We start from the raw sequence: 25,081 nt of genomic DNA on the forward strand, positions 1-25,081 counted from the left end.
CCGGCCCACGGCGAACACACGGTCGTCAGAACCGTGGTCGCGTGGGCGGTGACGTGCCCATCCGTGCCGTTACCTGCGGGCGACCGGCCGCCCGGTCGGGGGCTTCGTGCTTGGCCAGAGGGCGGGATCCGTGGTCGGTCGGTGAGTCACCCGCGTGCCCGTGGCCGGGCGGGCATGCGTGCGACGAGGAGGGCGATGTCGTCGGTGTGGTCGGTGGTCATGCCGGCGATGAGTTCGTCGCAGAACGTGTCGAGGTCCTCGCGGGCGAGGGCGGCGGCGTGCTGTCGCAGCCGGGTCATGCCGTGGCTGAGGTCCTCGCCGCGGCGTTCGATGAGGCCGTCGGTGTACATGAGCACGGTGGAGCGGGGCGGCAGGGTTTCGGTGGCGTGGGTGCGCGGGAGGTCGGGGTCGACGCCCAGGAGAAGGCCGCGGCCGCCTTTGAGGTAGCGGGTATCACCTTCGTGGGTGACCAGCAGGGGTGGTGGGTGTCCGGCGCTGGAGTAGGCGAGGGTCCAGCCTTCGTCGTCCTGGTCGAGGAGGGCGTACAGGCAGGTCGCTGTGGCGTGCGGATAGAGCGACTGATGAGCGAGGTCGAGGCGGCGCAGGATGTGCCCGGGAGGTTCCTGGCGGTCGCAGCCGATGCCGCGCAGCATGTTGCGCAGTTGGCTCATGGTGATGGCGGCGCGCAGGTCGTGGCCGGTGACGTCGCCCATGATCATGGTGGTGCTGCCGTTGGGCAGGGGGAAGCTGTCGTACCAGTCGCCGCCGACTTCGGCGGTCGCGGCGGCGGGTGTGTAACGGGCGGCCAGGCGCAGCGGGCCGGTCTTGGGGAGGGTGGGCAGGAGGGAGCGTTGGAGACGTTCGGCGATGTGCTGGGTTTCGCGGTGCAGCCGGGCGTTGTCCACGCCGAGCGCGATGCGGTGGGTCAGGTCCTCCACCATGGCGAGGTCGTCGTCCGTGAGCGGGGCACGGTCGGCGGAGCGGCCGATGGTGAGCGCGCCCAGGACTTGTCGGCGGGCGCGTACGGGGGCGACCACGGCGGTGTGGGTGCCGAGCTGGTCGAACAGTTCGAGCTGGCGGGCGTGCAGCGGGTCGGCGGCCCGGTCGGGGCCGAGGATGTCGGTCGCGGTCAGCAGCAGGGGGCCGGCGCCGATGAGCACGCGTGACAGGGGGCCGACCGGCTCCTCCGGGATGTCGGGCAGCGGACCGGTCAGTCCGCCGACCGGCAGGATGCCGGGATTGCGGTGGACGACGCTGATCCGGCGGGGGCGACCGTCGTCGTCCAGCAGATCGACCGCGCACCAGTCGGCAAGCTGGGGCACCAGGATGCGGCACACGCGCCGGACGGCGGCATGGGAGTCAAGCGTGCTGGTCATGGCGGTGGTGGTCTCCGCCAGAAGAGTCAGCCGGTCCAGGGCCCGCTGGACCACCTGGTCCACCTCGAAGTCGTTCATACCCCCCTTCTTTCCACCGGAGGCCCGAAAATGGACCTGTTATGGCCATGGCTGGGACATCGCCATCGCCGCGCTGCGCCCCGGCGGGCAGGAGATCGCGGTGCTGGCCGCCACGGACGCCGACTGACCACACGCTCACGCTGACTGGCCGGTGACAGTGGCGATGGGGCCGCTGCTCGACGGCGGTCGGGGGTGGGCCGGCCGTGCTCCGGGCGGTGTGTGCCCCGGCCATGGCTGGTACGGCGCGGCCGGAAGGGGCCCTACGGCAGGCGGGCGGCGGGGGATGCCGCCGGGTCGCGTGAGTTCGTGGATTTCCACGATGCCCGGCTCCTGGACCGCAGGGCAGTCTGATGCCCGGGCAGTCGCCCCGCACCTTCCACCTCAGCACCGGGAGTCACCCATGCGCGTCACCACGACCGTGCTCGCGGCCGTTGTCACCGTGGCCGTGGCCGGCGGATCGGCCGTCGCCCACGCCACCGCGGCGGACGCCGGCCAGGCCCAGGCCGCACGAGCCCACGTCACCGCACCCCGGCCCGGCGCCACGGTCGCCGCGCAGCCGGCCTCCGCCACGGCCGCGGTGGACACCGCACGCCCGGCCACCGCTCAGCGGGCCGAGGCCGGGACGCAGACCCTGCGGCGGGAAGGCCCCTACCCCAACGCGGAGATCGCCGCGGCGGCCGCCCAGCTCACCATCGCCCTCGGCAGGGCGTCCGGCTACTACCTGGTCCAGGTGTGGGACACCGTGCGGCAGACCACCAACTGGTGGATCAACTACACCTGAGCCGCCCCGCCGCCCGTACCGGCGGGCCGGCCGACGACTTCCTCTCCTCCTCCGTGTGAAAGGCAACCGTGAACACCAACGCCACGTCCCAGACCTCCCGGTACCCGCGCGCCGCCGCGAAGGCGCTGCTCGCCGCGACGCTCGTCCTCGGCGGCGCCGGGGCCCAGACCTCCCGGTACCCGCGCACCGCCGCGAAGGCGCTGCTCGCCGCGACGCTCGTCCTCGGCGGCGCCGGGGCCCTCACCTCCCCGGCCGCGGCAGCACCGGCCCGTGGGGACGTGCCGGACGGCCGGTCGGCCGTCGCCGCTCCCCCGCCGGCCGCCCAGGCGGCCCGCAGCACCAAGGTGGAGTTCGACAACAGGACCGCGATCGGCATGCAGCGCATCCAGTCCGAGCTCCAGCACGGCTGCTGGACGTCCCTGGTACCGGAGTACATCTCCGGCCACCAGATGCGCTCCTGGGAGAGCGAGTCCTGCGGCATGATGACGGGGACGGAGGGGAGGGCCTCGTTCTCCGTGCCCGGCGGCGAGGTCGCCGTCCACTGGAACAACCCCTATGTGGGCAGCAACAGTTACCACTGCACGGCACCGTCCGGTTACCGCTGCGTCAAGGACTCCTCCACCGGCGGCGGCGACAACGCCACGGTCCGCTTCCATCTGTCCGGGGGCCCTGCCCCGGCGGCCAAGTCCGGCACGGTGAAGCCGGCGGCGGCCCAGGCCGCCCGGAGTACGCACGTCACGTTCAACAACCACACCGACCGCCTGATGGCGCGTACCGATGCCCGCCTGTCCTGGGGCGTGTGGACCGCCAACCAGTACCCGCCGGAGGCCATCCCGCCGGGCAACACCCGCTCGTGGCAGAGCGAGTCCGAGGGGTTCGCGACCGGCACCCAGGGTGAGGCGACGTACGTGCTCCAGGGCGTGGGGGACGTCAGGATCAAGTGGAACAACCCGTACGTGGGCAGCAACAGCTACGAGTGCACGGCGCCCGCCGGCTACCGGTGCCAACGGTCCGGCGGCAGCGGCGACAACGCCAGCCCGGTGTTCACGCTGTCCTGAACCCCGCCCTGAGCGCACGGGGGCGTCGTGCCGCGGTCAGCCCGGCGCCCCCGTGGGCGTGGTGACGGCCGCCGTGGTGGCCGTGGAGGCGGTTCCGTCCGTGTCCTGGGCCAGGGCGGCGGCCAGTTGGGTGCGCCGGGTGACCTGGAGCTTGCGGTACGCACTGGTGAGGTGGCTCTCGACGGTGCGCCGGGTGAGGTGCAGGGCGGCACAGATCTGGGCGTTGCTGTGGCCCCCGGCCGCCAGGCCGACGATGCGCCGTTCGGCGGCGGTCAGCGCCGCGCAGCCGGTGCCGGCCCGCGTCCGGCCGCGTACCCGCCCCTCGCGCAGCGCCTCCTCCGCCACTCCGAGGAGGCGACCGGCAAGGGGCGGGGCGCCGTCCCCGGCGCCGGGAGCCGCCACGGCGAGCCGCTGCGCCACGGTGTGCGCCTCACGGAGGCGGTCGCGGCCCTTGCGGCCGTTGCCCGCCGCGATGTGCGCCTGGCCCAGGTCGACCAGGACCTCGGCGAGTTCCACGGGCGCGGGGCTCGGACGCAGCAGCTCGACCGCCTCGGTCAGCGACTCCAGGGCGAGCCGGCCGCCCACCGCCGCCGCGTGTGCGCGCAGCGCACGGCCGACCGTACGGGCGGTTCCCCAGGTCCGGGCGTGGCGCAGTTCCTCCTCGGCGAGTTCCCGGGCCTCCGCGGGCCGTCCGAGCCGTACGAGGGCGAGCGCCGCGCCCGAACGCCACGGCGTGGCGACCGGGCTGACGAAGTCACGGGCGTCCTGGCCGGCTCCGCAGGCCAGGTGCTCGTCGAGCGCGGACTGCCAGTCGCCGTCGGCCGCGTGCAGCAGGGCCCGTGCGTAGCTCAGTTCGTTCCACTCCCAGGAGCTGTCGGCGCCGGACGGGCCGGGAGCGGCCAGGACCTCCCACGCCTCGGTGCGCCGGCCGGCCTCCGCCTGGGCGGTCGCCACCATCGCCACCAGGTGCGGCAGGCGGACGCCCTGACCGGCGGACGCCTCCACCAGCGGGGTGTTCTCCGCGAGGACGCGGGCGAAGTCGCCGGCCCACAGGGCGGCTTCGGCCCGGACGCTGAGCAGGCACTGGAGGCCCGCGTCGGTCAGGTCGGGGGGCGTGGGCGGGGCGGGCAGGCACCTGTCGGCGAGCCGGCGGGCCTCCGGCAGGCAGTCCGCCCACTGGAGGAGGGTGGCCGCGCTGCCCAGCCAGGCGGTGCGCAGGCGCGGGTCCACCGGTGCGGCGAGGCGCGGCCGGACCCGCCGGAGCGCCTCGGCCGCCGAGCAGAGCCCTGCGCCGGCCTCGTACTCGGTGATGAGGCCGCAGACCAGCGGCTCGATGGTGGCCGGTGCCGTGGGTGCGAGCGCGCGCAGCCCGGCGACGGCACTGCGCCATGCGGCGGCGTCGTGGGAGGAGATGAGGGCCCCGAGTGCTTGAAGCACCTGGACCAGTTCGTCGTCGTCCGCTCCCCGGCCTGCCTGGTGCAGGACGCGCAGCGCGTGGGCGGTACGCCGGCCGGCGACGAGGGCCGCGCTCAGGGCGGGTGCCGCGGCCGCCCGATCCCGGACGTCGGTGTGCAGTTCCAGGCCGGTGCTGAGGCGGCGGATGCCGGCCGCGGCACTGTGCGGGAGCTCCAGGGCGCCCAGGCGCAGGCTGAGCGTGGCGCGCCGGTCGGCGTCGAGCGGGCCGTTCAGCGCGTGGCGCAGGTACGCGGTGGCCTCGGCGACCCGCCCGGCGCTCGCGGCCTCCTCCGCCGCCTCGGCCAGGGCGCGGGCCATCCACCCGTCGGTGGGGCGGTCGAGATGCAGGAGCCGGTCGGCGACGGCCGTGGCGGGTGCCCCGCTCTGGTCGAGCAGTTCGGCCAGGCGCGCGTGGAGCGCGGCTGACTCGTCCGGTTCGGCGGCGGCGAGTACGGCTGCGCGGGCGAGGGGGTGGCGCATCAGTGCGCCGAGCCGCCGTACCGAGCGCGCGCTGGGCGGGTGCCGGTGCGGGCTGAGGTCGGCCGTCCGGTCGAGGAGGGCGAGGTGGTCGAGGTGGGCGAGGTGGTTGGGCGCGGTGGCCGGGGTGGCCGTGGTGGCCGTGGTGGCCGTGGCGGCATGGGGCGTGGTGGCTGGCGGGGTGATGGCTTGGGGGGTGGTGGCCGCCGGGGTGGTGGCCTGGGGCGTGGTGGCTTCGGAGGGGTCGGTCTCCGGGGTGTCGGCTTCGGAGGAGTGGCCGCCGGACGTGGTGCCTTCGGCCGCGACGGCGAGGGTGACGCAGACGTGGCGTGAGCGCGGATCTGCGCGGTGCCGGAGCCAGTCGGTGAGGGTGTCGTGGTAGCGGCTGCGTGCCGGGGCGGACGGTGGGCGGGGCAGGGGTCCCTCGCCGAGGTCGGCGATGAGCGCGTGGACCAGGGCCGGGTTGCCCGCGCCCGCCTCGACGCAGGTGGCGATCTGCTCCTCGTCCAGGCCGGCGGTGCGGGCGAGGCGGGTGACGGCGGACGCGCTGAGCGAGCGCAGGGCGACGGACACGCCGTGGACCGGCGCCGGCGGGGTCGGATCGGACTGGTCGAGGCACTCGGTGAGTACGAGCAGGACGGGGAGTTCGGCGATGCGCCGGGCGAGGTATCCGATCCAGCGCCGGGACTGCTCGTCGGCGTGGTGCAGGTCGTCCACGGCGAGCAGAACCGGGCGCTCGGCGGCGGAGCGGGCGAGCCGGGTCACCAGCCGGTGGGACACCCGCTGTTCGTCCGGTCCGGCCGGCGCCGAGAACGGGACGTCGTCGTCCTCGGGGAAGACCTGTCGGACGAGGCCGAAGGGAAACTCCCGCTCCTCCGGTGCGCAGCGCGCGTACACCGCCCGCATGGCACCGTCGGCGGTCTCCCGCCGCACGATCGCGTCGAGCGCCGCGGTCCGGCCCATGCCGGCCGCGGCCGCCAGCAATATCCAGCCTCCGTTGCCGGATCGTGCGGCACCGGCGGCCGCCGCGGCCGTGCTCCACACGTCGTCGCGCTCGAGCAGCACGTGTGCCGTCCCCCTTCGCTTTGGTGCCGGTGCCGGGAGCACGCGGGCACCGCCCGTCCACTGGTCGGGTGGACGGGCTCCCGTAATGAATCATGAAGGATGAGCGGCGCCCGGAAAGGAGGGGTGTCGGCCACGTTCGCCCAGGCAGCGCGCTGTTCCGGCCAGGCGGCGCCGGGCCGGGCGGCGGCTCTCGCGGTCGCCGGGGCGGGGCGCTGGGGCGGGGGCCTTGTGTCCGGGAACGGAGACGGTCGGCGACGTCGGCGACGTCGGCGACAGCGCGGGTGTCCAGGCGTCGGAGGCCCGTGACAAGGCCGTGCGGGGAACTCCCCCGTACGCACTCGGAGCAGCCGTGGTGAAACACGTGTGGCCCGCCATACCCAGCGAATCGAACAGGCGTATGATTCTGGCCATGGCCGAGACTGCGTTCCCCGATGATCTGCGTGCTGCGCAGACCCGCCTGCACCAGGCGACGGCCGAGCTGGCCGCCCTGTGCCGCGGGCTGCCGTGGAGTGTGGAGCCGATGCCGGGCTGGCCCGGCGCGAAGCATCCGCACACCGACGAGGTCACCGGCGGCCGCGAGGCCAGTCCCGGCTGGACCGAGGAGGAGAAGGAGGCCGTCGCCCGGCTCCGTGAGCAGTGCCTGGAGCTGTCGCTGGCCGTCAGTGCTCACCCCTTCTGGCGGCAGGTCGAGGCGGAGAAGCGTGCGCCGGCCCGCTCGGAGCTGAAGCAGGTCACGCAGGCGGCGGCCGCGGTGCCGGTCGACATCGCCGAAGCCGCCTGACAGCCCACCCCATCCGACGACCCCGACAGGACCGACGCCCGTGTCCGAACCCCTGCCGCCCCCGTACCCGCCCGACGACGAGCGGCTGGCCGACATCGAGACGTACCTGACCGTGCAGCTCAAGTACGTCCGGCAGGCGCGCGCGACCGAAGCCCGGCGCCGCGAGATCCAACAGCGCACCGCCCCGCCCCCCCCCCCGCCGTACCGGATCCAGCGCGGCCTGGACGGCACCCGGGCACCGATCAAGGTCCACCTCGGCACCTGCGCGCTCGCCGGCAAGGGCGCGGCAGGGGCGTCCGAGCAGGCTGCCCGCCAGGCACTGGCCGACTCGGTCGAGGCCTGCGCGGTGTGCCGGCCGGACACCGAGCTCGGCCTGCTCGACGGGTAGGGCTCGGCGCGGCGGCCGGGCTGCACCGGGTGCGGGTGGCACCGCGGCGCGCCCCCCACGCCGCTGCGCAGCGCCCGGCACGAATCGCCGATCACCGCCGATGGGGGCGCCGTCGTCGGTGAGGGCTCCCAGGGGCGGCCCGGGCTGTGGCGGTCCCTGGCCGCCCCCGAGTCGCGGGCGGCCCGACCATGGCGGTCCCTGGCCGCCCCCGGGTCACGGGCGGCCCGACCATGGCGGTCCCGGCACCACATCGCCGCCCCGGCCCCCACCACCGGCGCCCCAAGGCCACGGCGCGCCCGGACCGAGGCGGCTCCTTCCGCGCCACGGCAAGGCGTCGCCGGACTGCCGCCGGACGGAACGTGTCACTCCTGGTGCACCGCCCGCAGCCGGGTGGCGGGCACCGTGCATACTGACGTCGCAAGCCGCGCGGTCGGACGACACCGCGCGTCACCGTGTATCGAGTACGCCCGGGTGCCGCGCGGCCGAGCGCCGCCGTCCTCCGGGGGAGGAATTCATGGCAGGCGGGACCATCCCGGTGATCGACGGCGATGGCCTCGGTGACCTCGATCTCTTCGGCGACGTCTTCGTCGCCGACCCCTTCCCGGCTTTCGCCGAGCTGCACGTGTCCGCGCCGGTGCACTACGACGCCGCGACCAATCTGTGGTTGATCAGCCGGTACGAGGACGTCGAGCGCGTCCTCCTGGACCCGGCCGGCTTCCTGCCGGACAACGCCCAGCACGCCGTCACGAGGCTTCCCGTCCCGGCGCTGCGGGTGCTCGCCCGGGCCGGCTTCAGCCTGCCGCCCGCCCTCGCCAACAACGGTGGGCCGACCCACACCGGTCTGCGCCGTCTCGTCACCCGCTTCTTCAGCGCCGCGCGGGTGTCCGCCGCCGTCCCTCTCATCGAGGACACCGCCCGGGACCTGCTGAACGGTGCCGGCCGCGAGCTGGACGCGCGGGGCACGTACGACCTCGCGGCGGAGTACGCCCGGCTGCTCCCGTGCCGGGTCATGATGCGGATGCTGGGTATCGAGGGGGTCACTCCGGACACCCTGGTGGAGTGGAGCGACGCCGCGCTGGAGCTGTTCTACGGCCGGCCGGCCCCGGAACGGCAGGTCGTGCTGGCCGGGCTGGTCGGTGAGTTCCACCAGTGGCTCACCCGGCACGTGACCGACGGCGCGGCACAGGGGCTGATCGGGGCACTGCGCGCCCACCGGTTGCCGGACGGCACACCGCTCGACATACCGACGGCGGTGGCGGCCTGCTTCTTCGTCTTCATCGCGGGGCAGTCCACCACCGGGCAGTTGATCGCCACCGTGCTGCGCACGAGCAGCGCCGACCCGTCGGTGTGGACCCGGGCGACCGACGACGCGTTCGCGCGGGACTGGGTGGACGAGGTGCTGCGCCGGGAGCCCCCCGTCACCTCGTGGCGCCGGGTGGCGGCACGCGAGACCGAACTGTCGGGCGTCCGCGTCCCGGCGGGAGCCGAGCTGCTGCTGTTGCTGATGGGCACGGGGTCCGATCCGTCCGTCTTCCCCCAGCCGGAGCGCTTGTGCCCGCACCGGGAGAACGTCCGCCGTCATCTGTCCTTCGGCGCGGGACGGCACCGCTGCCCAGGGGCCCTCCTGGCCCGTACGGAGGCGGCGACCGCTCTCCGTACGGCCGCCACGGTCCTGCCGGACATCGGGCTCCTGGACGAGGACCCCGACATGCTGGGGCTCCTGTCCTTCCGGGCACCGCGGCGGGTACGCGTGGCCCGGCGGCAACCCGTTCCGGGCCCTGCGCGCGCCCCCAAGCAGCCGTGACGGCACCGCCATGACCGATCGCGGCTGGTACGGCGACAGTGAGTACTGCGACGCCCTCCAACGTTCCCAACGGGCAACGCGGTTGGGCTGGACCGCGATCGCCGGCGCGACAGGCGCAGTGGGGTGCGCACTGACGGTCGTGGTCGGGCTCTGCGTCGCCGCATTCGTCGCGGGTATGTACGTCGTGATCGCGACGGACCACTAGGACGGTGGCCGAGGTCCAGGAGGACCTGCGCACCGAAGCGCGGACGTGTCCGTCAGGCCGCCGCCTCCCACACGTTCATGCTCAATTGCAGGAAGGCGGCTTCTCGCAGGGCCGTCTGCTTGACCTGGATCGCGAGCACCGCGATGTCGCCGGAGGCGTTCCTGACGCAGAGCTCGGTGCCGTCGTCCGCCGCCGCGAGCGACCAGGTGCGGTAGGCGGGGCCGGTGGCGCCGCTGAGGAGGTGACGACAGGTCTCGAGCGAGCCCGCCTTGCCGTTGAAGAGCTGCACGAACACGCTGGTGTCGCTCTCGAGCGAGCAGTCGTCGTCCTGGCAGTTGAGCCGGATGTCGCCGGTGCGGTCCTTGGGGAGCATCGGTTCGCGGAGGCTCAGGGAGTTCTTCTCGTACAGCCACACGGGAGACCGCACGACGGCTCCGGGCGCCGGGGAGGCGTGCGGGGCGGGCTGCGACGCCCGGGGGGAGCCGGCAGCGGCCGGCGGAGTGCTGGACGGCGCCGCCGTGGATCGTACGGACGCCGTGGATCGTACGGACGTCGTGGATCGGACGGACTTCGTCGGGCCGGGCAGCGAAGCGGGCGCGTTCGCGGTCGGCCCGCCGGGGCCGAAGCGGTCCACGACCAGCCACGTCAGCCCCGTGAGCACCAGAGCGCCCGCCGTCACGGCGGCGGCCGTGATCAGCGCGGTACGCCGCCCGGGCGTACGCCGCCGGGAGGCGGGCTTCAGCGACAGCGTCGCGGCCGCGGTCGACGGAGCCACGGGGGTGCGTACCGGGTCCGGAACGGTCGCCTCGGGGCCCGCGATCTCGCGCCAGACGGCCGGCCCGGCACCCGCGTCCGTGTCGGCGTCGGTGTCGGTGTCGGTGTCCAGTAGCTGTCGGCACCGCTCGACGACCTCCGCCGGCGTGGGACGCGCTGCTGGATCGGGCGCCAGGCACCGGGCGATCAGCGGGCGCAGCGGGTCGGGCAGCCGGGACACATCGGGTTCCTCGTGCACGATCCGGTACAGCACGACGGGCGCGATGCCGTCCCCGTACAGCGGTTCGCCGAGCGCCGCGAAGGCCGCCGTCTGGGCCAGTGCGAAGACGTCGGTCGCCGGAGTGATGTCACCGGCGGTGGCCTGCTCGGGGGCCATGAAGTGGGGCGTACCGACGGTGGCGCCGGTGGCGGTGTGCGAGGAGAGGTCGGCGGCGATCGAGACACCGAAGTCGATCACCCGTGGACCGTCGGCGGCCAGCAGCACGTTGGACGGCTTGAGGTCCCGGTGCACGATCCCCGCGGCGTGGATCGCCTGGAGTGCCTCGGCGACGCCGGCCATCAGCCACAGCACGGCGGGCACCGGCAGGGGGCCGCGGCGGGCGACGGCCTCCGTGAGCGACGGACCGGGCACGTACAGCGTGGCGAGCCACGGGGGTACGCCGTCGGTGTCGGCGTCGACGAGTTCCGCGGTGTAGGCGCCCCTGACCCGGCGGGCGGCCTCCACCTCCCGCCGGAACCGACGCCGGAAGGCCGGGTCGTCGGCCAGCTCCGCCCGCACCACCTTGATCGCCACCGGGCGGCCGCCCTGGGTGTGCGACAGGTACACCCGGCCCATCCCGCCGGCGCCCAGCCGGGCCGCGAGGCGGTAACCGGCCACGGCGTGAGGGTCGTCCGCCTGGAGCGGCCGGAACACCTCGGTGGTGCTGCTCATCGGACTGTCGTCCCCCTGATCCCGGACCGGCCGACGGCCGGTCCGGGACAGAAGCGTAGACGTGACGGTTGGGGCCCGCTGACCTGGGATGCTCCCCCTGCTGGGGCCGCACGACGCCTCCGAGCCGGCTTGTACCTGTTCGGTCGGTATCGCGGCCCGGCCATGATGCGGACTCTGTCGGCGGCTGCCGACGGCCCTCCTGGCGCCTGCCCCCGTGGCCGAGCCGGGCAGGTTGGGCAGGTCTCATTCGGGTCGTCCTGGAGCGTTCCCTCCCGGGCGACGGGTGGGGTGGGGCATTGTCGAGAACGGTGGGACGGTGAGCCTGGCGGCCGGGGAGAGGGGTATGCCGTGGGGTGGTCGATGGAACCGTTCGGGGCGTGCCACGAGGGGATCGTCGGCGCGGTGCTGGCGGACGGCAGCGAGCCGAAGCCGGTCTGCCTGGACTCCGGCAGCGGCGCCGGCCCGGGATGCTGGACGAGCGAGTGGTGGGCGTACACCGGGCAGGGCTCTCGCCCGCGCGCGGCCGCGTACCGGGCGGCGTGTGCGTGCGGGTGGCGCGGCGAGGCGCACCCGATCGACTGGGCCGGGCTCGGCGAGGACCGGCTGGAGGACCTGGACATCTCCGGGCCGTACGACGAGTGGGTGGAACACATCGGCAGCGTCGAACGGCAGACCGTGCCGCTGCCGGAGGACGTCACCGAGGCCCTTCAGCGACTGGAGAGCCTGCTGGACCGGCTCGCCGGGCAGGCGCCGGTCGCTGCGCTGAAGGCGGTCGCCGCACTGGAGCGCCTCACCCGCGCCGTCGGCCACCAGGCCGCCTGCACGGCGGAGGCGGACGGGCTGTCACCCGAGACGATGGGCCGAGCCCTGGGCGTCAGCCCGGAGAGGGCCCGCTCCCTCGTACGCGACCACCTGCGGAACCGCTGACGTCTCAGGGCATCATGAACGCGTGACGCCGACCGAAGCCGCAGCAAGCTCTCTGCAGGACCATGCCGCCCTCTGGAGTGCCGGGGAAGTCCGCGCGAGCGACGTCGTCAATGCCGCCTGTGAGGCGCTCGTCGCCGGACTCGACACCCCCGGCCTCCGCATCCTCGCCGCCTGCACGCGCGCGGAGGCGGACTACGACGTGCACGACTTGCTGCCCGCGGCGCTCGACGAACTCGGTCTCACCTTCTATCCGGTCGACGGTGAGGCCGGCCACGAAGCCGCCGCCCGAGCCCTCGCACGCCGCATGCTGGCCGGCGAGTTCACCCCTCGGGAGTTCACCTTCCGGATCCACCGGCGCCACGGACATGAGCTGCCTCTGACCGAGCGGCTCGCCGAACTCGACGACGAGTACGACGATCTCGACGACGAGTACGACGATCTCGAATACGGTGACAGAACCGTGGCCCAGGTCGATGCCGAGGTCACCGCCGAAGCCCGCCGCCTCGCAGCCCCTCCTCCAGCCGGTACGACAGTGCCCGTCCCCGCACAGCCACCGCGTCTCACCGTACCGACCGCCCCTTGACCTGCTCCGCGCCAGCCATTAGCTTGCGGTCAACGTCGACCCGCAGCGACCGAGAGGAGGCGACCGGCGGATGTACACCAGCTCTGACCTGAGTCGCCTCGCCCACACCACGGTCTGGGTTCCGGGTCGTATCGCGCACGGCTGCTGACCGCGCCGTTCTCCTGTGCCCCTCCTCGGGCACTCCTGTGGTTTTCTCCTCCTCTTTCGCATTCGCATTCGCATGCACGCCGCTGCCGCGTGCCGTTCCGCGCCCACTCGTGTCACGCGGCGCCTTCGCACACAGAAAGCTGCCTGAAATTGGCGAACATGAAGAACCGACCGACCACGCCTCGAATCGACGGCCCGTCATGGTAGGCGCGCGGATCACGGTCAACGGGAAAGAAGCACCCATCGCTCCGGCCGCGCCCCACACCACGGTGCTGGACTTTCTGCGCGAGCGTGGCCTCACCGGCACCAAGGAGGGCTGCGCCGAGGGCGAGTGCGGAGCCTGTTCGGTGCTGGTGGCCCGCCCGGGCGTGGACAAGCCCACCGACTGGGTGGCGGTCAACGCCTGCCTGGTGCCGGTCGCGGCACTCGACGGGCAGGAGCTCGTGACCGCCGAGGGCCTGGCCACGCCGGGCGCACCCGGCACGCCGCCCGCCCTGCACCCGGTGCAGCACGAGATGGCGGTCCGGGGCGGCTCCCAATGCGGTTACTGCACACCGGGGTTCGTGTGCAGCATGGCCGCCGAGTACTACCGGCCCGGCCGCTGCGCGCACGCGGAGCCGGCCGACGCCACGGACCACACCGCCCCCGCCACTCACGCCGACACCGACACCGACACCGACACCAACGCCAACACCAAGCACACCGTCACCGAGCACACCGACGCCGAGCACGGTCCGAACGGCTTCGACCTCCACGCCCTGAGCGGGAACCTGTGCCGCTGCACCGGCTACCGCCCGATCCGTGACGCCGCGTTCGCCGTCGGCGCGCCCACCGACGAGGACCCGCTGGCTCGGCGGCGTGAGGAGGCCCCGCCCGCGCCCGTCGCCACCGACTACGCGCGGGACGGGCGGGAGTTCCTGCGCAGGAGCACCCTGGCGGAGACGCTGCGGCTGCTGCGTGAGCGGCCCGACGCGGTGGTGGTCGCTGGTTCCACCGACTGGGGCGTGGACGTGAACATCCGTGCCCGGCGCGCGAATTGCGTGGTCGCCGTCGACCGGCTGCCCGAACTGCGGGAGCTGCGCGTCGCATCCGACTCCATCGAGATCGGAGCGGCACTGACGCTCACCGAGATCGAGCGCCGCCTCGACGGTGAAGTGCCGCTGCTCGCCGAACTGTTCCCGCGGTTCGCGTCCCGGCTCATCCGCAACGGTGCCACCCTCGGCGGCAACCTCGGTACCGGCTCCCCCATCGGTGACAGCCCGCCGGTGCTGCTCGCCCTGGAGGCCTCGGTGGTGCTCGCCGACGCCGACGGTGAGCGCGAGGTCCCCCTCGCCGCGTATTTCACCGGCTACCGGCAGAGCGTGCGCCGCCCGGGCGAGCTGATCCGCGCGGTACGCATCCCCCGGCCGCTGTCGCCGGTCACGGCCTTCCACAAGATCGCCAAGCGGCGCTTCGACGACATCTCCAGCGTGGCCGTCGCCTTCGCGCTCGACGTCGAGGACGGTGTCGTACGCAAGGCACGCATCGGCCTGGGCGGTGTGGCCGCCACCCCGATCCGCGCCCTCGCCACCGAGGCCGCCCTGGAGGGCAGGCCGTGGACGGCGGAGACGGTCGAAGCCGCGGCGCCGGTGCTGCGGGCCGAGGGGACGCCGATGAGCGACCATCGCGCGAGCGCCGCGTACCGCTCCGCGATGCTCGGCCAGAGCCTGCTGAAGCTGTACGCACAGACCACCGAGGCGGTGTCGTCATGAGCCATCTGTCCGAACGTCCCGAAGGGGCCGTCGTCGGCGTGTCGATGCCGCACGAGAGTGCCGCCCTGCACGTCACCGGCGCCGCCCTGTACACCGACGACCTGGTCCACCGGACCAAGGACGTACTGCACGCCTACCCGGTGCAGGTCATGAAGGCCCACGGCAGGATCACCGCGCTGCGCACCGAGCCCGCTCTCGCCGTACCCGGCGTGGTCCGCGTGCTCACCGGTGCCGACGTGCCCGGCGTGAACGACGCGGGCATGAAGCACGACGAGCCGCTGTTCCCCGACGAGGTCATGTTCCACGGCCACGCGGTCGCCTGGGTGCTCGGCGAGACGCTGGAGGCGGCCCGGCTCGGCGCGGCGGCCGTCGAGGTGGACCTCGAGGAGCTGCCGTCCCTGGTCACCCTCGAAGAAGCGATCGCGGCCGAGAGCTTCCACGGCGCCCGGCCCGTGATGGTGACCGGTGACATCGACGCCGGCTTCGCCGACTCCGCGCACGTGTTCACCGGTGAGCTGCGGTTCTCCGACCAGGAGCACTTCTACCTCGAGACGCATGCGGCACTGGCGTACATCGACGAGGCCGAGCAGGTGTTCGTCCAGAGCAGCACCCAGCATCCCTCGGAGACCCAGGAGATCGTCGCCCATGTGCTCGGCCTGCACAGTCACGAGGTGACCGTGCAGTGTCTGCGCATGGGTGGCGGTTTCGGCGGCAAGGAGATGCAGCCGCACGGGTTCGCGGCCGTCGCCGCGCTGGGCGCCAAGCTGACCGGCCGGCCGGTCCGGCTGCGGCTCAACCGGACCCAGGACCTGACCATGTCCGGCAAGCGGCACGGGTTCCACGCCCGGTGGAGGATCGGCTTCGACGAGGAGGGCCGCATCCAGGCCCTCGACGCCGCCCTGACCGCGGACGGCGGCTGGAGCCTGGACCTGTCCGAGCCGGTGGTGGCGCGGGCACTGTGCCACATCGACAACACCTACTGGATCCCGCACGCCCGCATCGCCGGTCGCATCGCCCGCACCAACAAGGTCTCCAACACCGCCTTCCGCGGGTTCGGCGGCCCGCAGGGCATGCTGGTGATCGAGGACATCATGGGTCGCTGCGCGCCGCTGCTCGGCCTGGACCCGATGGAGCTGCGGGAACGGAACTTCTACCGGCAGGGCCAGTCGACGCCGTACGGGCAGCCGGTGGTCCGTCCCGAACGGATCACCGCCGTCTGGGAGCAGGTGAAGCAGAACGCCGGCATCGCCGGGCGTACGCGCGCGATCGCCGCCTTCAACGCCGCGCACCCGCACACCAAGCGGGCCCTCGCGATCACCGGACTCAAGTTCGGCATCTCGTTCAACCTCACCGCCTTCAACCAGGGCGGCGCGCTGGTGCTGATCTACAAGGACGGCTCGGTCCTGATCAACCACGGCGGCACCGAGATGGGTCAGGGCCTGCACACCAAGATGCTGCAGGTGGCCGCGACCACGCTCGGCATCCCCTTGCACAAGGTGCGGCTGGCTCCGACCCGTACGGACAAGGTGCCCAACACCTCCGCCACCGCCGCCAGTGCGGGGGCGGACCTCAACGGCGCGGCCGTGAAGAACGCCTGCGAGCAGCTCCGCGAACGACTGCTGCACGTGGCCGCGACGCAACTGGGCGGGCATCCCTCGGACGTACGCATCGTCGACGGCGTGGCGCGCACGCTGGGCAGCGACAAGGAGCTGGCCTGGGACGACCTGGTGCGCACCGCGTACTTCCAGCGGGTCCAGCTTTCGGCGGCCGGTTTCTACCGGACCGAGGGGCTGCACTGGGACGCGAAGACGTTCCAGGGTTCGCCGTTCAAGTACTTCGCCCATGGCGCAGCCGCGGCCGAGGTGGAGGTGGACGGCTTCACCGGCGCGTACCGCATCCGCCGGGTGGACATCGTGCACGACGTCGGCGACAGCCTCTCCCCGATGATCGACATCGGTCAGGTCGAGGGCGGTTTCGTGCAGGGCGCGGGCTGGCTGACGCTGGAGGACCTGCGCTGGGACACCGGCTACGGGCCGCACAGGGGCAGGCTGCTGACCCAGGCGGCGAGCACGTACAAGCTGCCGAGCTTCTCGGAGATGCCCGAGGAGTTCCACGTCACGCTGCTGGAGAACGCCACCGAAGAGGGCGCCGTGTACGGGTCCAAGGCGGTCGGCGAACCTCCGCTGATGCTGGCGTTCTCGGTACGGGAGGCCTTGCGGCAGGCCGCTGCCGCGTTCGGGCCGAGCGGGATCAGCGTCGAACTGGCCTCGCCGGCGACACCGGAGGCGGTGTACTGGGCGATCCAGGCGGCTCGCCAGGGCGCGGCCGGGGACGGGCCGGCTGGGGGCGGATCGGCTGAAGGCGGATCGGCTGAGGGCGGATCGGCTGGGGGCGCTCAGGCCGACGGCGGATCGGCCGGGGACGGGGTCCGTGTCGACGCGGATGCGGCGATCGGTGCCTGACATGACCTGGGTCGCCGCGGTCGCGCGGTTGCGAGCTCGCCGGGAGCCCGGCGTGCTGGTGACCGTCGCGACCGTGCGCGGCCACGCCCCCCGCGACGCCGGCGCGAAACTGGTGGTGGGACGGTCCGCGACATGGGGCTCGATCGGGGGCGGCAACGTCGAGGCGGTGGCGATCGACCGGGCCCGGGAGATGATCGTCGCGTCCGATCGGGAGCCGGAGCTGATCGATTTCGCCCTCAACGACAAGGTGACCAACCGGCACGGTGTGCAGTGCTGCGGCGGCACTGTCTCGGTCCTGCTCGAACCCCTGCCGGTGGTACGGGCGGTGGCGGTCTTCGGCGTCGGGCACGTCGGGCTCGAACTGGCCCGCGTCCTGGCGCGTCAGGACCTCGACCTCCATCTGGTCGACACCCGCTCGGACGTCCTCGCCGAGGAACGGCTCGCCGTGCTGTCGGACGCCGTGGCCCAGGTGCACGTGCACCACACGCCCCTGTTGCCCGAGGAGGTGCTGGAGGAACTGCCGCACGGCACCCATGTCCTGATCATGACCCACGACCACGCCGAGGACGCCGCCCTGTGCGACGCCGCCCTGCGCACGCCGGGTCTCGGTTCCATCGGTCTGATCGGCTCGGCCGCCAAGTGGGTACGGTTCCGCAAACGCCTCCTCACCGAGGGCGGGCACGACGAGGCCACCGTCGACCGGATCAAGACCCCGATCGGCCTGACGGACATCACCGGCAAGGAACCCGCGACCATCGCCGTGAGCGTCGCCGCCGATCTGCTGCGCACCTTCGAGAACGAGGAGGCGTGACCGTACCCGGCGGCTCGTCCTCACAGGACGGACGGGTCCGCTAGTGTCGTGTACATGCAGCCACAGCAGCCGTACCAGGACTCCGCTTCACCGCACCCGACCGCAACGCCGGCTCGCAGCAGGCGTCCGCTGGTGGCCGCCCTGCTGGTCGGACTCCTGCTGGGTGCCGGAGGTGTGGGCGTGGCCTGGGCGGTGAGCGCGGGCGGCGGCGCCGGGGGCGACGCCCGGGGGGCGTGCGATGCGCTGGCCGGCGTGGACGAGTCGAAGTTCACGGCGAAGGGCAAGGCCGGCGAGCAGATGATGTACCGCTTCGCGGGCGCCTACGACCTGGCCACGGCCGCGGCTGCGGGCGACTCCTCGTACCAGCCGCTCGCGGAGGCCGTCACCAGGGCGAACCACCGTTTCCGCCAGGTCTTCGAGGCCGACGCCGAGGTGAAGAAGGAGCTGGCGAAGGCTCGCGGGATCTGCGCCGGTCTCTGACGTACGCCCCCGATTCACGCCGATTCGGGCAAGAGGGCGGGTGCTCGTCGCGGCCTGGGCGAGCCAGGTGATGGTCATGCCCTAGCCGATCGTGGCCAGCGTCTGTGCCGGGCCGCTGATCCGCCGCCATGGTGCGGTGGGGCTGTCCCGCATCCAGATCGCCGAGCGGTCCCTGGCCAGTCGGAGCAGGGCCGTTCCCCGCGTGGCGAAGTCGGCGCCGACGTCGCTGACCTGCGTCCACTGGCCGGGCGTGCCGCTGTAGTGCCAGAGGGTCGCGTCCTGGACATTCGTGGCGTACAGGCCCTGTGGTCCGGCGTAGAGCTCGAGTGCGGGGCCTCCCACGTCCACCCACATGTCCTTGGCGCTGTCCCATTCGAGCACGCCGGTCTTCTGCACCTTGAGGCCGTACAAGTCGTGGTCGGTGACGGCGAAGTCCGCGCCCGCGGTTCCGGCGTAGCGCCACGCGTGGCGTTCCCACGTGCTCCCTGTTGGTGTCGGTACGCGCCACATTCGTACCGGTGACGACAGTGTTGGCGCTGCTGTGCGGCAGCGAGAGCTGAGACCTCCGCGCCTTCCTGGCCAGCGCCGCGTAGGACAGCCCCGCCGACTGACGGACCTGGTCCAACAGCTTCTGGTACGTGGCGAAATCGCCGGCTGTACGCGGGTCCGGAAGCGCCGACGGGGCCCCCTTCGCGCCCGCCCCCGCGCCGGTGCCGTCCGGTCGTCCGTCATCGCGAGCCCCCGGGTCCGTGCGACGTGTCCCCTTCAAGGCTAGGTGATCGGTCAGCAGCCCAGGACGCTTTAGGACAGCAGCGCTGTGACCTGCTGGGACAGGCCGGGATGGATCCGGATGCCATCCAGCCCCCGGGATGGTCCCGAAGGGCCCAAGGTCGTGTCACCGCCTCAACAACAGGCGGGACACCCAACCCGAAAGGTCAACCATGCGCAGGCTTCTCACCACGCCCCTGATCGGGGTGGCCACCGTCGCCGCACTCCTCGGAGGCGCCACTTCCGCGAGCGCCGAGGCGCGCGTCATCACGGGTGCCTACGGCTACTACGACCCCAACAAGCACATGTTCGGTATCGGCGACACCGAAGCGGACGGGCGCGGCGTCCACGTCGACTGGAAGGTGAACGGCATCAGCCGGCCCCGCCTGTGGAACAAGAACGGCAACGGTTCCTGGCGGGACGTGTACACGCACGCCGGCCACCACGGGTTCCCGATGGTGTGGAAGATCTGCCGTGAAGGCGGCCGCTGCTCCGACTGGGTCAACGAGCGCGCCTGACCGGCGGACGCGGTGTGGGGCCCGCCGGGATCACCGGCGGGCCCGTCCGCTCGGGCCCGGCACGTGCCGGCCGGGCATGGGCTACGCCGGTGCGGTGTCCCCCGCAGCCGGGACAGGGCTGGCCGTGACGTCCGGGGCGGGATGACAGGCCGACAGCCCGTCGCTCCCGTGCGGCCGCAGCCGGTGCGGCGTCGGCCACGGCGGAGTCGTACAGACGGGCTGGGCTGCTCAGTGATTCCCCGTGTACGGACGCGCGGGACGTGGCAGGGGCTGGCGCCAGTCGCCCAGCGTGGTGAGGAGAAACCGGCGGGCAAGAAGGCGTATGTGGTCCCACGCCGGATCTGCGGCCAGGGCGTTCGCCCAAAGGCCCGCGCGGCGGGCGGCATCGATCTCGCCCAGGCGACGGCCGATGGCCTGAAGATCGCGCGCATCGGGGGGTGCGAAGGTGCCGCGCTCCTCGAGTTCCGCCGAGACACGGCACAGAAGCTCCGCCCAAGCAGCGACGAGCCTCCGGCGTTTGACCGCCGTTGCGGTACGCCGGTGCTCCGACAGCCCGACACCCGGCAGGGGAGTGGAGCGCTGTGTCCGCGATGCCGCTGGAGAGGCGGCCGACGTCCTGGAGAAGACAGTCGTCACCGCCTCCCCCTCGGCCGTTCGGACTCGCCCGGAGCAGTCACTGCTTGCGGGCGGGGCCGGTTGCGGCGGTCCGCTGGTGGCGGCGGTCAGTGCGGTTGGGCGCGGTGGAGGTCGCGCAGCAGGGCGATTTCGGCTCCGTGGTGCAGCAGTTCCTGGTTGACCCACCACACGATGTCGAGGAACGGCTCCTCGGGGTCGCTGCCATGGGGGTAGGTGCAGTAGCCCACGGTGTCGAGTGCGGCGTCGTCCACGCTCAGCAGCGCCTTGCGCCAGGCCGAGGCCGCGGCTTCGAAGGCTGCGACCGCTGCGGCGGAGTCCCCGCTGACGGGGTAGTCGTCCCGGGTCAGTGCGCGGCTGCCTGCGGTGTGGTCGGCGCGCAGGGTCATCATTTCGCTGAGGTGGCTGAGGCGCCACGCGATGGTGGTGAAGGGCGGCGGCCACGGATGCGGGTAGGAGGCGGTATCGCGCCCCCAGTCTCCGGTGCCCGCCAGAAGGGTCGCGCGCGGGCCCGGCCCGTCCACGCGCCGCCGTACCGACCAGCAGCCGGGCACCGGCTCCCAGAAGTACTCCTCGTCGGTCATGGGGCCGACCTTGGTCTCCGTCCCGTCACCGCTGTCCATGACCGGCCCCGCCATGCGGTCGCTGAGACGCCGGCGTGCGAAGTCGAACTGCTCCAGCAGCGGGGACAGGCGGGACGGAATCGTCATCGAACGCTCCTGCATCGGACCGGGCCAAGGGACCCGCCAGCCTCGCACAACCCGCACCCCAATCGCGCCCTCTTTTTCTGCCCCAAGGCCCTGGTCCCGCCCGGGACGACCCCGCATGCGGCCGCGCCGCCAGGCGAGGAACGGGCACCGGCGAAAGTCGACTGACCGATGGGGACTTCGCCTGCGAGGCTGTGTGGGTGACTGAAACAACCCCGTACGACGCCGACCGCGCCCGATTCACGCGGCAGGCCCTGGCTCGTCTGGTTCTCTGCGACGACGCGGTGAGCGTCGCCGACGGCGCCGCGGCCTTGGTCGCCACCGAGAACGACCCGGACACCGGTCCCGGGGGCCGGGTCAGCCAAGCGTTCCAGCTCATCGAACTCGCCGAACGCGCGCTGGCCGCAGCCGTGATCTACGAACGCGAGCGGGGCAGTTCCTGGGCGGAGATCGCTCAGTACATGGGGCTCGACGCGGCAGAAGCCGAGGCTCGTTTCATCCCCAGCCTCGAAGGCTGGAACAGAGCCTTTGACGTCCCCTATCGCCTCGACGAAACAGGCCGCAAGCGCATACCGCAGCTACCGACCGCGGCTTACGACCCCGCCTGCGCCTGCGAACACCTCGACCGCTGGGCCCGCCTTCAGCGGATTGGCACCGAGGCTGTGAGCTCTGGCCTGGTCATGGCAGCACAGGAGAAAGAGCCCTCGTCGACCACCCCGTAGTGGCGTCTCCGGAATGGGTTCTGGCTCGCTTTCCGTAATGCGGTCACGGTGAGGACTTGTCCGGCCGATCATGTGACTACTACGTAGCCGTGTCGTTGATGTGGACATGGGGCGGGGCGATCTGACGGATGCCGAGTGGGAACGGCTGCGGCCGTTCCCACCGGTCAGCAACGGGCGTTGTGGCAGGTGGCGGGACCATCATCGGCGGGTGATCGACGGCATTCTGCACCAGGTGCGGACCGGCGTTCAGAGGCGTGACCTGCCCGAAAGGTTCGGCCCGTAGCAGACGGTCTATGAACGCCACCGCCTGTGGTCGGCCGACGGAACCTGGGAACGCCTGCTCCAGCAGATCCAAGCCGAGGCCGACGCCGCGAGCGAGATCGGCTGGGACATCTCGGTCGACTCCACCGTCGTGCGGGCACATCAGCACGCCGCCGGCGCCCGCATCGAACCGTCGCCGTCGCCCGCCCCAAAGGGGGACGCAGCGGCAGCCTCGCGGCGGACAAGGCTTACAGCAACGGCCCATGCCGCGAGTACCTGCGGCGCCGGGGCATCCGGCACACGATTCCGGAGGAGACCGACAGCCAGGCCGCCCGCCAGCGCAAAGGGCCACGCGGCGGACGGCCACCCGGCTTTGACGAAAGCGGTACAGGAAGCGCAACACCGTCGAACGGGCGATCAACCGGCTCAAGCACTCCAGAGCAGTGGCCACCTGCTACGACAAGCGCGGCTACGTCTTCCTTGGGACCGCGACTGCCGCAGCCCTCGCTATCTGGCTCCGTTCGTGAGGGCCAGAATCAGTCCTCATCCTCAGGCAGGTGGAAATAGACGGTCCCCGACCGCCAGGGGCCGTGCTCGGTCATCTCCGACGCGATGACCACGTCCTGGATCTCGGCTGGGCCCAACGCCTCGATGGAATCCGCCAGCCGCCGCAAGAGTGCCGGAACACTGTCGCAGCCGGGGCCGGAGGGGTTGGCCTGCGAGAAGTGGCGCACGGTCCAATGCGTCGGCTTATCCATCACGGACCGATCGTAAGACCCGCCATCGGCCAGTCGTGGGCGCGAGACTCGGTGACTCGCCGGAACGCCCGGCCCACCACATCGATGACCTGCTGGTGGGTGAGGCCTTCAAGTCCATCGACGAAATCTGCGGCGGGATCGCTGTCGAACGGGCCGGTTCCCCACGTTCCCATGCATGGCTCCCGATAACGGCTGTCTCGGACGAAGCGTGGTTCCAGCAGCCACTGACATCGCGGTCACGGGGCGAAGAGGAACCGATGGCGGAGCAGTGCAAAGCCGAGCACGGCCTTGGTCACCGCCACGCGAACGCTTTCGTCGCTCACACCCTCGCCGAGGGCACCGGCACGTAGATCAGCCGGGGATACCGAGGCTGAATCGGAGCTGGTACCGTCGCAGCGACCCGGCTCCGGCTCCGGCTCCGGGCATAGATCCATTATCTGGGTGCGAAGGTGTGCCTGTCACCGTTCTCCGGAATGATCTTTACACCTCATGCGCGCCTTTAGGGTTGCCGTCGACGAGCACAACGCACCGACGTATCCAGGGAGCCGAGAGTGGCGCACGACGTTGCCGCGCTGGCGGTGGAACTCACCGGCATGGCCGTGGCAGATCACCAGTCCGCAGTCCGCGCGAACAGCGAGGACCCGGCCGAGCAGTTGGCGTGGCGCCGGCTGACCGCACGGCACGGCGACCGACTCGGCGAAATCATGGACGAGTACGGCTGGCCGACCGCAGAATTGGTCGGCGAGGAAGCCGCCCGCGCGGCATGGCTGATCGCGCAGCACGCCGATCGACAGCTCGATGTCCAGCGGCGCGCCCTCCACCTGATGGAGCAGGCGGTGTCGGCCGGCTCGGCCAGCCCACGCGAGCTGGCCTTTCTGCGCGACCGGACGCTGGTCAATGAGGGCCGCAAGCAGGTCTACGGCACTCAGATCGCCGGCGTGAAGGACGGGTCACCGGTTCCGTGGCCTTGCGAAGAGCCTGAACGCATGGACGAGCTCCGTGCGCAGGTCGGCATCGAGCCCTTCGACGAGTACATTGCCAAGTTCGCGATGACCTGACGACCAGTGGCCGGTTGCGTGCCGACCCATCCTTGCCCAAGGCGCACCTGCCGCGGGGCGGTCATCCGCCGGACAGGACCCTGGCCCGCAAAATGGAGTGCGGCCGGCTGTACTGGGGTGATAGGCAAGCGATGTGACAGAGAGTCTTGAGTATTCCACCCTGCTGCGACTGATCGACGAGCGGTCGGCCGCGTTCAGGAGTGCGGTTGCCGCCGCGTCCAGCCTTGACGTACCGGTGCCGTCCTGCCCCGAGTGGACGTTGTTCGATCTGGTGCGGCACCTGGGTACGGGCCAGCGCTGGTGGGCCGCGATCGTCGCCGCGGGCCCGGCCGAGGCTCCGCCGGCCAAGGATGCCGCGGAGGTGCCGCGGGAGCTCGAGGCGCTGCTGGCCTGGTACGCCGAGTCGAACGAGCTGCTGCAGAGTGCGCTGCGCGAGGCCGGCCCGGAGCGCGAGTGCTGGGCGTGGTGGGGCGCCGGCGTGTCACCGGCGAATGCCTGGGGCGTTGCCCGCCGCCGGGTGCACGAGGTACTGGTGCACACCTACGACGCTCAGCTCGCCGCGGGCGCCGTGCAGCGGATGCCGGCGGACCTCGCGATCGACGGCGTGGCCGAGTTTCTCGACACCTGCAACTCCACTCCGGCGGCCTGGCCGCACGAGGCCGCCACCATCCACTACCACGCCACCGAGGGCCGCTCCTGGCTCCTCACGCTGGACGGCACCGGCGCCTGGCCCGCACCCCTCACGGACGACGCCGCGCCCGCCTCCGCTTCGGCCACGGGCACGGCTGAGCAGTTGCTCCTCTTCGTCTGGGGCCGCCTCACGCTGAGCGACCTGAAGGTCGAGGGTGACCAGCAGGTGTTCGAGCAGTTGATCGCCTGGGAGCCCGAGGAGTAGCCCGTCAATACCGTCGGCGGACGGTCTCGATGACGTCCGCTCCGGTGAACATCGCGACCAGCTCCGCCTCCGCGCGGCGCCCTGTGGCTGATGTGCTCGGCTTCGCCGAGCAGCTCTCCTGGGCCTTGTACCGGTTGGACCGCGAGGAATACGGCGATGCCCTGTCGAGCGATCAGTTCCTCTACACCCGGGCTGCGGTCGTCGCAGCCGGCCGGCAGGAGTACGAGAGCGTCCTTCGCGACCCGCAGCGGTTCACGCCATACGCCGACGGCCTCGTCCGGGCCGAGGCGCTGCTCCACGTGGCCGACAACGCATACGAGCAACTCACCGGCGAGGAATGGGACCGCGGCACCCGATACGGCTACGAGTCGTACGCCAACACGGCCGGGTGGACCGACGCACAGCGCCGAGAGTCGCCATGAGTGTC

At 72.4% G+C, this 25,081-nt stretch carries 24 protein-coding genes and 2 pseudogenes; 19 read left to right on the plus strand and 7 right to left on the minus strand.

The features are described 5' to 3' along the window. Positions 1-146 precede the first annotated feature (146 nt). Positions 147-1,454, minus strand: coding sequence for a PP2C family protein-serine/threonine phosphatase (locus E2B92_RS00985; RefSeq protein ID WP_126888772.1), 1,308 nt, complete (start codon positions 1,452-1,454; stop codon positions 147-149). Here E2B92_RS00985 and E2B92_RS34055 point away from each other — a divergent pair. The 3 genes from E2B92_RS34055 (at position 1,375) to E2B92_RS00995 (ending at position 3,293) form a co-directional block, all read left to right on the plus strand. Further along, complete coding sequence (locus E2B92_RS34055) at positions 1,375-1,581, plus strand: DUF6183 family protein (RefSeq protein WP_399432237.1); 207 nt, start codon at positions 1,375-1,377, stop codon at positions 1,579-1,581. The genes E2B92_RS00985 and E2B92_RS34055 overlap by 80 nt on opposite strands. A gap of 273 nt (positions 1,582-1,854) precedes the next feature. Further along, positions 1,855-2,235, plus strand: a complete 381-nt coding sequence (locus E2B92_RS00990; protein ID WP_126888773.1) for a hypothetical protein — start codon at positions 1,855-1,857, stop codon at positions 2,233-2,235. Positions 2,236-2,303: 68 nt separating this feature from the next. Continuing rightward, a complete protein-coding gene (locus E2B92_RS00995; RefSeq protein WP_235023626.1) occupies positions 2,304-3,293 on the plus strand; it encodes an aegerolysin family protein in 990 nt (329 codons plus the stop codon). A 36-nt stretch (positions 3,294-3,329) separates the two neighbouring features. Here E2B92_RS00995 and E2B92_RS01000 read toward each other — a convergent pair whose 3' ends face one another. Next, a complete protein-coding gene (locus E2B92_RS01000) occupies positions 3,330-6,290 on the minus strand; it encodes a helix-turn-helix transcriptional regulator (protein WP_133087348.1) in 2,961 nt (986 codons plus the stop codon). A 409-nt stretch (positions 6,291-6,699) separates the two neighbouring features. Between E2B92_RS01000 and E2B92_RS01005 the strand changes: the two genes are divergently transcribed. The 3 genes from E2B92_RS01005 to E2B92_RS01015 all read left to right on the plus strand — a co-directional run bounded on the left by E2B92_RS01005 (position 6,700) and on the right by E2B92_RS01015 (position 9,263). Further along, entirely contained in the window at positions 6,700-7,071 is a 372-nt protein-coding gene (locus E2B92_RS01005; protein ID WP_126885118.1) for a hypothetical protein, read from the plus strand. 40 nt (positions 7,072-7,111) lie between these two features. Further along, the gene (locus E2B92_RS01010) at positions 7,112-7,459 is read left to right on the plus strand and encodes a DUF6233 domain-containing protein (protein WP_126885117.1); all 348 of its coding nucleotides are present in this window, start codon (positions 7,112-7,114) and stop codon (positions 7,457-7,459) included. 514 nt (positions 7,460-7,973) lie between these two features. After that, entirely contained in the window at positions 7,974-9,263 is a 1,290-nt protein-coding gene (locus E2B92_RS01015; RefSeq protein ID WP_185923578.1) for a cytochrome P450, read from the plus strand. Positions 9,264-9,520: 257 nt separating this feature from the next. On the opposite strand, the gene E2B92_RS01025 is transcribed toward E2B92_RS01015, so the two are convergent. Continuing rightward, complete coding sequence (locus tag E2B92_RS01025; protein ID WP_126885115.1) at positions 9,521-11,173, minus strand: serine/threonine-protein kinase; 1,653 nt, start codon at positions 11,171-11,173, stop codon at positions 9,521-9,523. A gap of 360 nt (positions 11,174-11,533) precedes the next feature. On the opposite strand from E2B92_RS01025, the gene E2B92_RS01030 reads away from it, so the two are divergent. From E2B92_RS01030 to E2B92_RS33190, 6 genes are all read left to right on the plus strand, one after another. Beyond that, complete coding sequence (locus E2B92_RS01030; protein WP_235023627.1) at positions 11,534-12,100, plus strand: hypothetical protein; 567 nt, start codon at positions 11,534-11,536, stop codon at positions 12,098-12,100. Positions 12,101-12,122: 22 nt separating this feature from the next. Then, positions 12,123-12,683, plus strand: a complete 561-nt coding sequence (locus E2B92_RS01035) for a hypothetical protein (RefSeq protein ID WP_126885113.1) — start codon at positions 12,123-12,125, stop codon at positions 12,681-12,683. Between the two features lie 347 nt (positions 12,684-13,030). Then, complete coding sequence (locus E2B92_RS01045; RefSeq protein ID WP_126885111.1) at positions 13,031-14,581, plus strand: xanthine dehydrogenase small subunit; 1,551 nt, start codon at positions 13,031-13,033, stop codon at positions 14,579-14,581. Next, complete coding sequence (gene xdhB / locus E2B92_RS01050; RefSeq protein ID WP_126885110.1) at positions 14,578-17,043, plus strand: xanthine dehydrogenase molybdopterin binding subunit; 2,466 nt, start codon at positions 14,578-14,580, stop codon at positions 17,041-17,043. Before E2B92_RS01045 ends, xdhB begins: the two co-directional genes overlap by 4 nt. A 1-nt stretch (position 17,044) precedes the next feature. Beyond that, entirely contained in the window at positions 17,045-17,854 is an 810-nt protein-coding gene (xdhC, locus tag E2B92_RS01055; RefSeq protein ID WP_126885109.1) for a xanthine dehydrogenase accessory protein XdhC, read from the plus strand. Between the two features lie 54 nt (positions 17,855-17,908). Beyond that, complete coding sequence (locus tag E2B92_RS33190; protein ID WP_235023628.1) at positions 17,909-18,334, plus strand: hypothetical protein; 426 nt, start codon at positions 17,909-17,911, stop codon at positions 18,332-18,334. Positions 18,335-18,415: 81 nt separating this feature from the next. On the opposite strand, the gene E2B92_RS01065 is transcribed toward E2B92_RS33190, so the two are convergent. Further along, positions 18,416-18,844: a hypothetical protein gene (locus E2B92_RS01065; protein ID WP_126885108.1), complete on the minus strand. Its 429-nt coding sequence runs from the start codon at positions 18,842-18,844 to the stop codon at positions 18,416-18,418. Between the two features lie 431 nt (positions 18,845-19,275). On the opposite strand from E2B92_RS01065, the gene E2B92_RS01070 reads away from it, so the two are divergent. Beyond that, positions 19,276-19,620, plus strand: coding sequence for a hypothetical protein (locus E2B92_RS01070; RefSeq protein WP_126885107.1), 345 nt, complete (start codon positions 19,276-19,278; stop codon positions 19,618-19,620). 722 nt (positions 19,621-20,342) lie between these two features. Here the strand turns inward: E2B92_RS01070 and E2B92_RS01075 are convergent. Continuing rightward, the gene (locus E2B92_RS01075; protein WP_126885105.1) at positions 20,343-20,963 is read right to left on the minus strand and encodes a DinB family protein; all 621 of its coding nucleotides are present in this window, start codon (positions 20,961-20,963) and stop codon (positions 20,343-20,345) included. 197 nt (positions 20,964-21,160) lie between these two features. On the opposite strand from E2B92_RS01075, the gene E2B92_RS01080 reads away from it, so the two are divergent. Both E2B92_RS01080 and E2B92_RS32845 read left to right on the plus strand, forming a co-directional pair. Then, complete coding sequence (locus E2B92_RS01080) at positions 21,161-21,682, plus strand: hypothetical protein (protein ID WP_126885104.1); 522 nt, start codon at positions 21,161-21,163, stop codon at positions 21,680-21,682. Positions 21,683-21,788: 106 nt separating this feature from the next. After that, a pseudogene (locus tag E2B92_RS32845) lies at positions 21,789-22,470 on the plus strand (IS5 family transposase). Between the two features lie 9 nt (positions 22,471-22,479). Here the strand turns inward: E2B92_RS32845 and E2B92_RS01090 are convergent. Further along, the gene (locus tag E2B92_RS01090) at positions 22,480-22,701 is read right to left on the minus strand and encodes a hypothetical protein (RefSeq protein WP_235023685.1); all 222 of its coding nucleotides are present in this window, start codon (positions 22,699-22,701) and stop codon (positions 22,480-22,482) included. Beyond that, positions 22,701-22,874, minus strand: coding sequence for a DUF4259 domain-containing protein (locus tag E2B92_RS01095; RefSeq protein ID WP_126885102.1), 174 nt, complete (start codon positions 22,872-22,874; stop codon positions 22,701-22,703). The genes E2B92_RS01090 and E2B92_RS01095 overlap by 1 nt, the downstream gene beginning before the upstream one ends. A 99-nt stretch (positions 22,875-22,973) precedes the next feature. Here E2B92_RS01095 and E2B92_RS33195 point away from each other — a divergent pair. The 4 genes and pseudogenes from E2B92_RS33195 to E2B92_RS01115 all read left to right on the plus strand — a co-directional run. Then, positions 22,974-23,051: pseudogene (locus E2B92_RS33195) on the plus strand (DUF4287 domain-containing protein); the annotation flags it as partial. A gap of 201 nt (positions 23,052-23,252) precedes the next feature. Next, entirely contained in the window at positions 23,253-23,759 is a 507-nt protein-coding gene (locus E2B92_RS01105; protein ID WP_126885100.1) for a DUF6624 domain-containing protein, read from the plus strand. A gap of 133 nt (positions 23,760-23,892) precedes the next feature. Continuing rightward, on the plus strand, positions 23,893-24,654 hold the full coding sequence (locus E2B92_RS01110; protein ID WP_126885099.1) for a maleylpyruvate isomerase family mycothiol-dependent enzyme: 762 nt from the start codon (positions 23,893-23,895) through the stop codon (positions 24,652-24,654). A 44-nt stretch (positions 24,655-24,698) separates the two neighbouring features. Further along, positions 24,699-25,076 carry a DUF4240 domain-containing protein gene (locus tag E2B92_RS01115; RefSeq protein WP_235023629.1) on the plus strand — a complete coding sequence of 126 codons (378 nt, stop codon included), beginning with the start codon at positions 24,699-24,701 and terminating at the stop codon, positions 25,074-25,076. The last annotated feature ends 5 nt before the right edge of the window (positions 25,077-25,081 follow it).

Origin of the sequence: Streptomyces sp. WAC05374 (assembly GCF_004353505.1) — a bacterium.
In the GTDB taxonomy this organism is placed as follows: Bacteria; Actinomycetota; Actinomycetes; order Streptomycetales; family Streptomycetaceae; genus Streptomyces.

Bases quoted from the DNA above. Each gene is read 5' to 3' on its own strand.
- E2B92_RS34055 (WP_399432237.1), top strand. From the start codon at position 1,375: ATGGCGGTGGTGGTCTCCGCCAGAAGAGTCAGCCGGTCCAGGGCCCGC.
- E2B92_RS00985 (WP_126888772.1), bottom strand. From the start codon at position 1,454: ATGAACGACTTCGAGGTGGACCAGGTGGTCCAGCGGGCCCTGGACCGG.
- E2B92_RS00990 (WP_126888773.1), top strand. From the start codon at position 1,855: ATGCGCGTCACCACGACCGTGCTCGCGGCCGTTGTCACCGTGGCCGTG.
- E2B92_RS01005 (WP_126885118.1), top strand. From the start codon at position 6,700: ATGGCCGAGACTGCGTTCCCCGATGATCTGCGTGCTGCGCAGACCCGC.
- E2B92_RS01015 (WP_185923578.1), top strand. From the start codon at position 7,974: ATGGCAGGCGGGACCATCCCGGTGATCGACGGCGATGGCCTCGGTGAC.
- E2B92_RS01025 (WP_126885115.1), bottom strand. From the start codon at position 11,173: ATGAGCAGCACCACCGAGGTGTTCCGGCCGCTCCAGGCGGACGACCCT.
- E2B92_RS01030 (WP_235023627.1), top strand. From the start codon at position 11,534: ATGGAACCGTTCGGGGCGTGCCACGAGGGGATCGTCGGCGCGGTGCTG.
- E2B92_RS01045 (WP_126885111.1), top strand. From the start codon at position 13,031: ATGGTAGGCGCGCGGATCACGGTCAACGGGAAAGAAGCACCCATCGCT.
- xdhB (WP_126885110.1), top strand. From the start codon at position 14,578: ATGAGCCATCTGTCCGAACGTCCCGAAGGGGCCGTCGTCGGCGTGTCG.
- xdhC (WP_126885109.1), top strand. From the start codon at position 17,045: ATGACCTGGGTCGCCGCGGTCGCGCGGTTGCGAGCTCGCCGGGAGCCC.
- E2B92_RS33190 (WP_235023628.1), top strand. From the start codon at position 17,909: ATGCAGCCACAGCAGCCGTACCAGGACTCCGCTTCACCGCACCCGACC.
- E2B92_RS01065 (WP_126885108.1), bottom strand. From the start codon at position 18,844: ATGTGGCGCGTACCGACACCAACAGGGAGCACGTGGGAACGCCACGCG.
- E2B92_RS01070 (WP_126885107.1), top strand. From the start codon at position 19,276: ATGCGCAGGCTTCTCACCACGCCCCTGATCGGGGTGGCCACCGTCGCC.
- E2B92_RS01075 (WP_126885105.1), bottom strand. From the start codon at position 20,963: ATGACGATTCCGTCCCGCCTGTCCCCGCTGCTGGAGCAGTTCGACTTC.
- E2B92_RS01090 (WP_235023685.1), bottom strand. From the start codon at position 22,701: ATGGATAAGCCGACGCATTGGACCGTGCGCCACTTCTCGCAGGCCAAC.
- E2B92_RS01095 (WP_126885102.1), bottom strand. From the start codon at position 22,874: ATGGGAACGTGGGGAACCGGCCCGTTCGACAGCGATCCCGCCGCAGAT.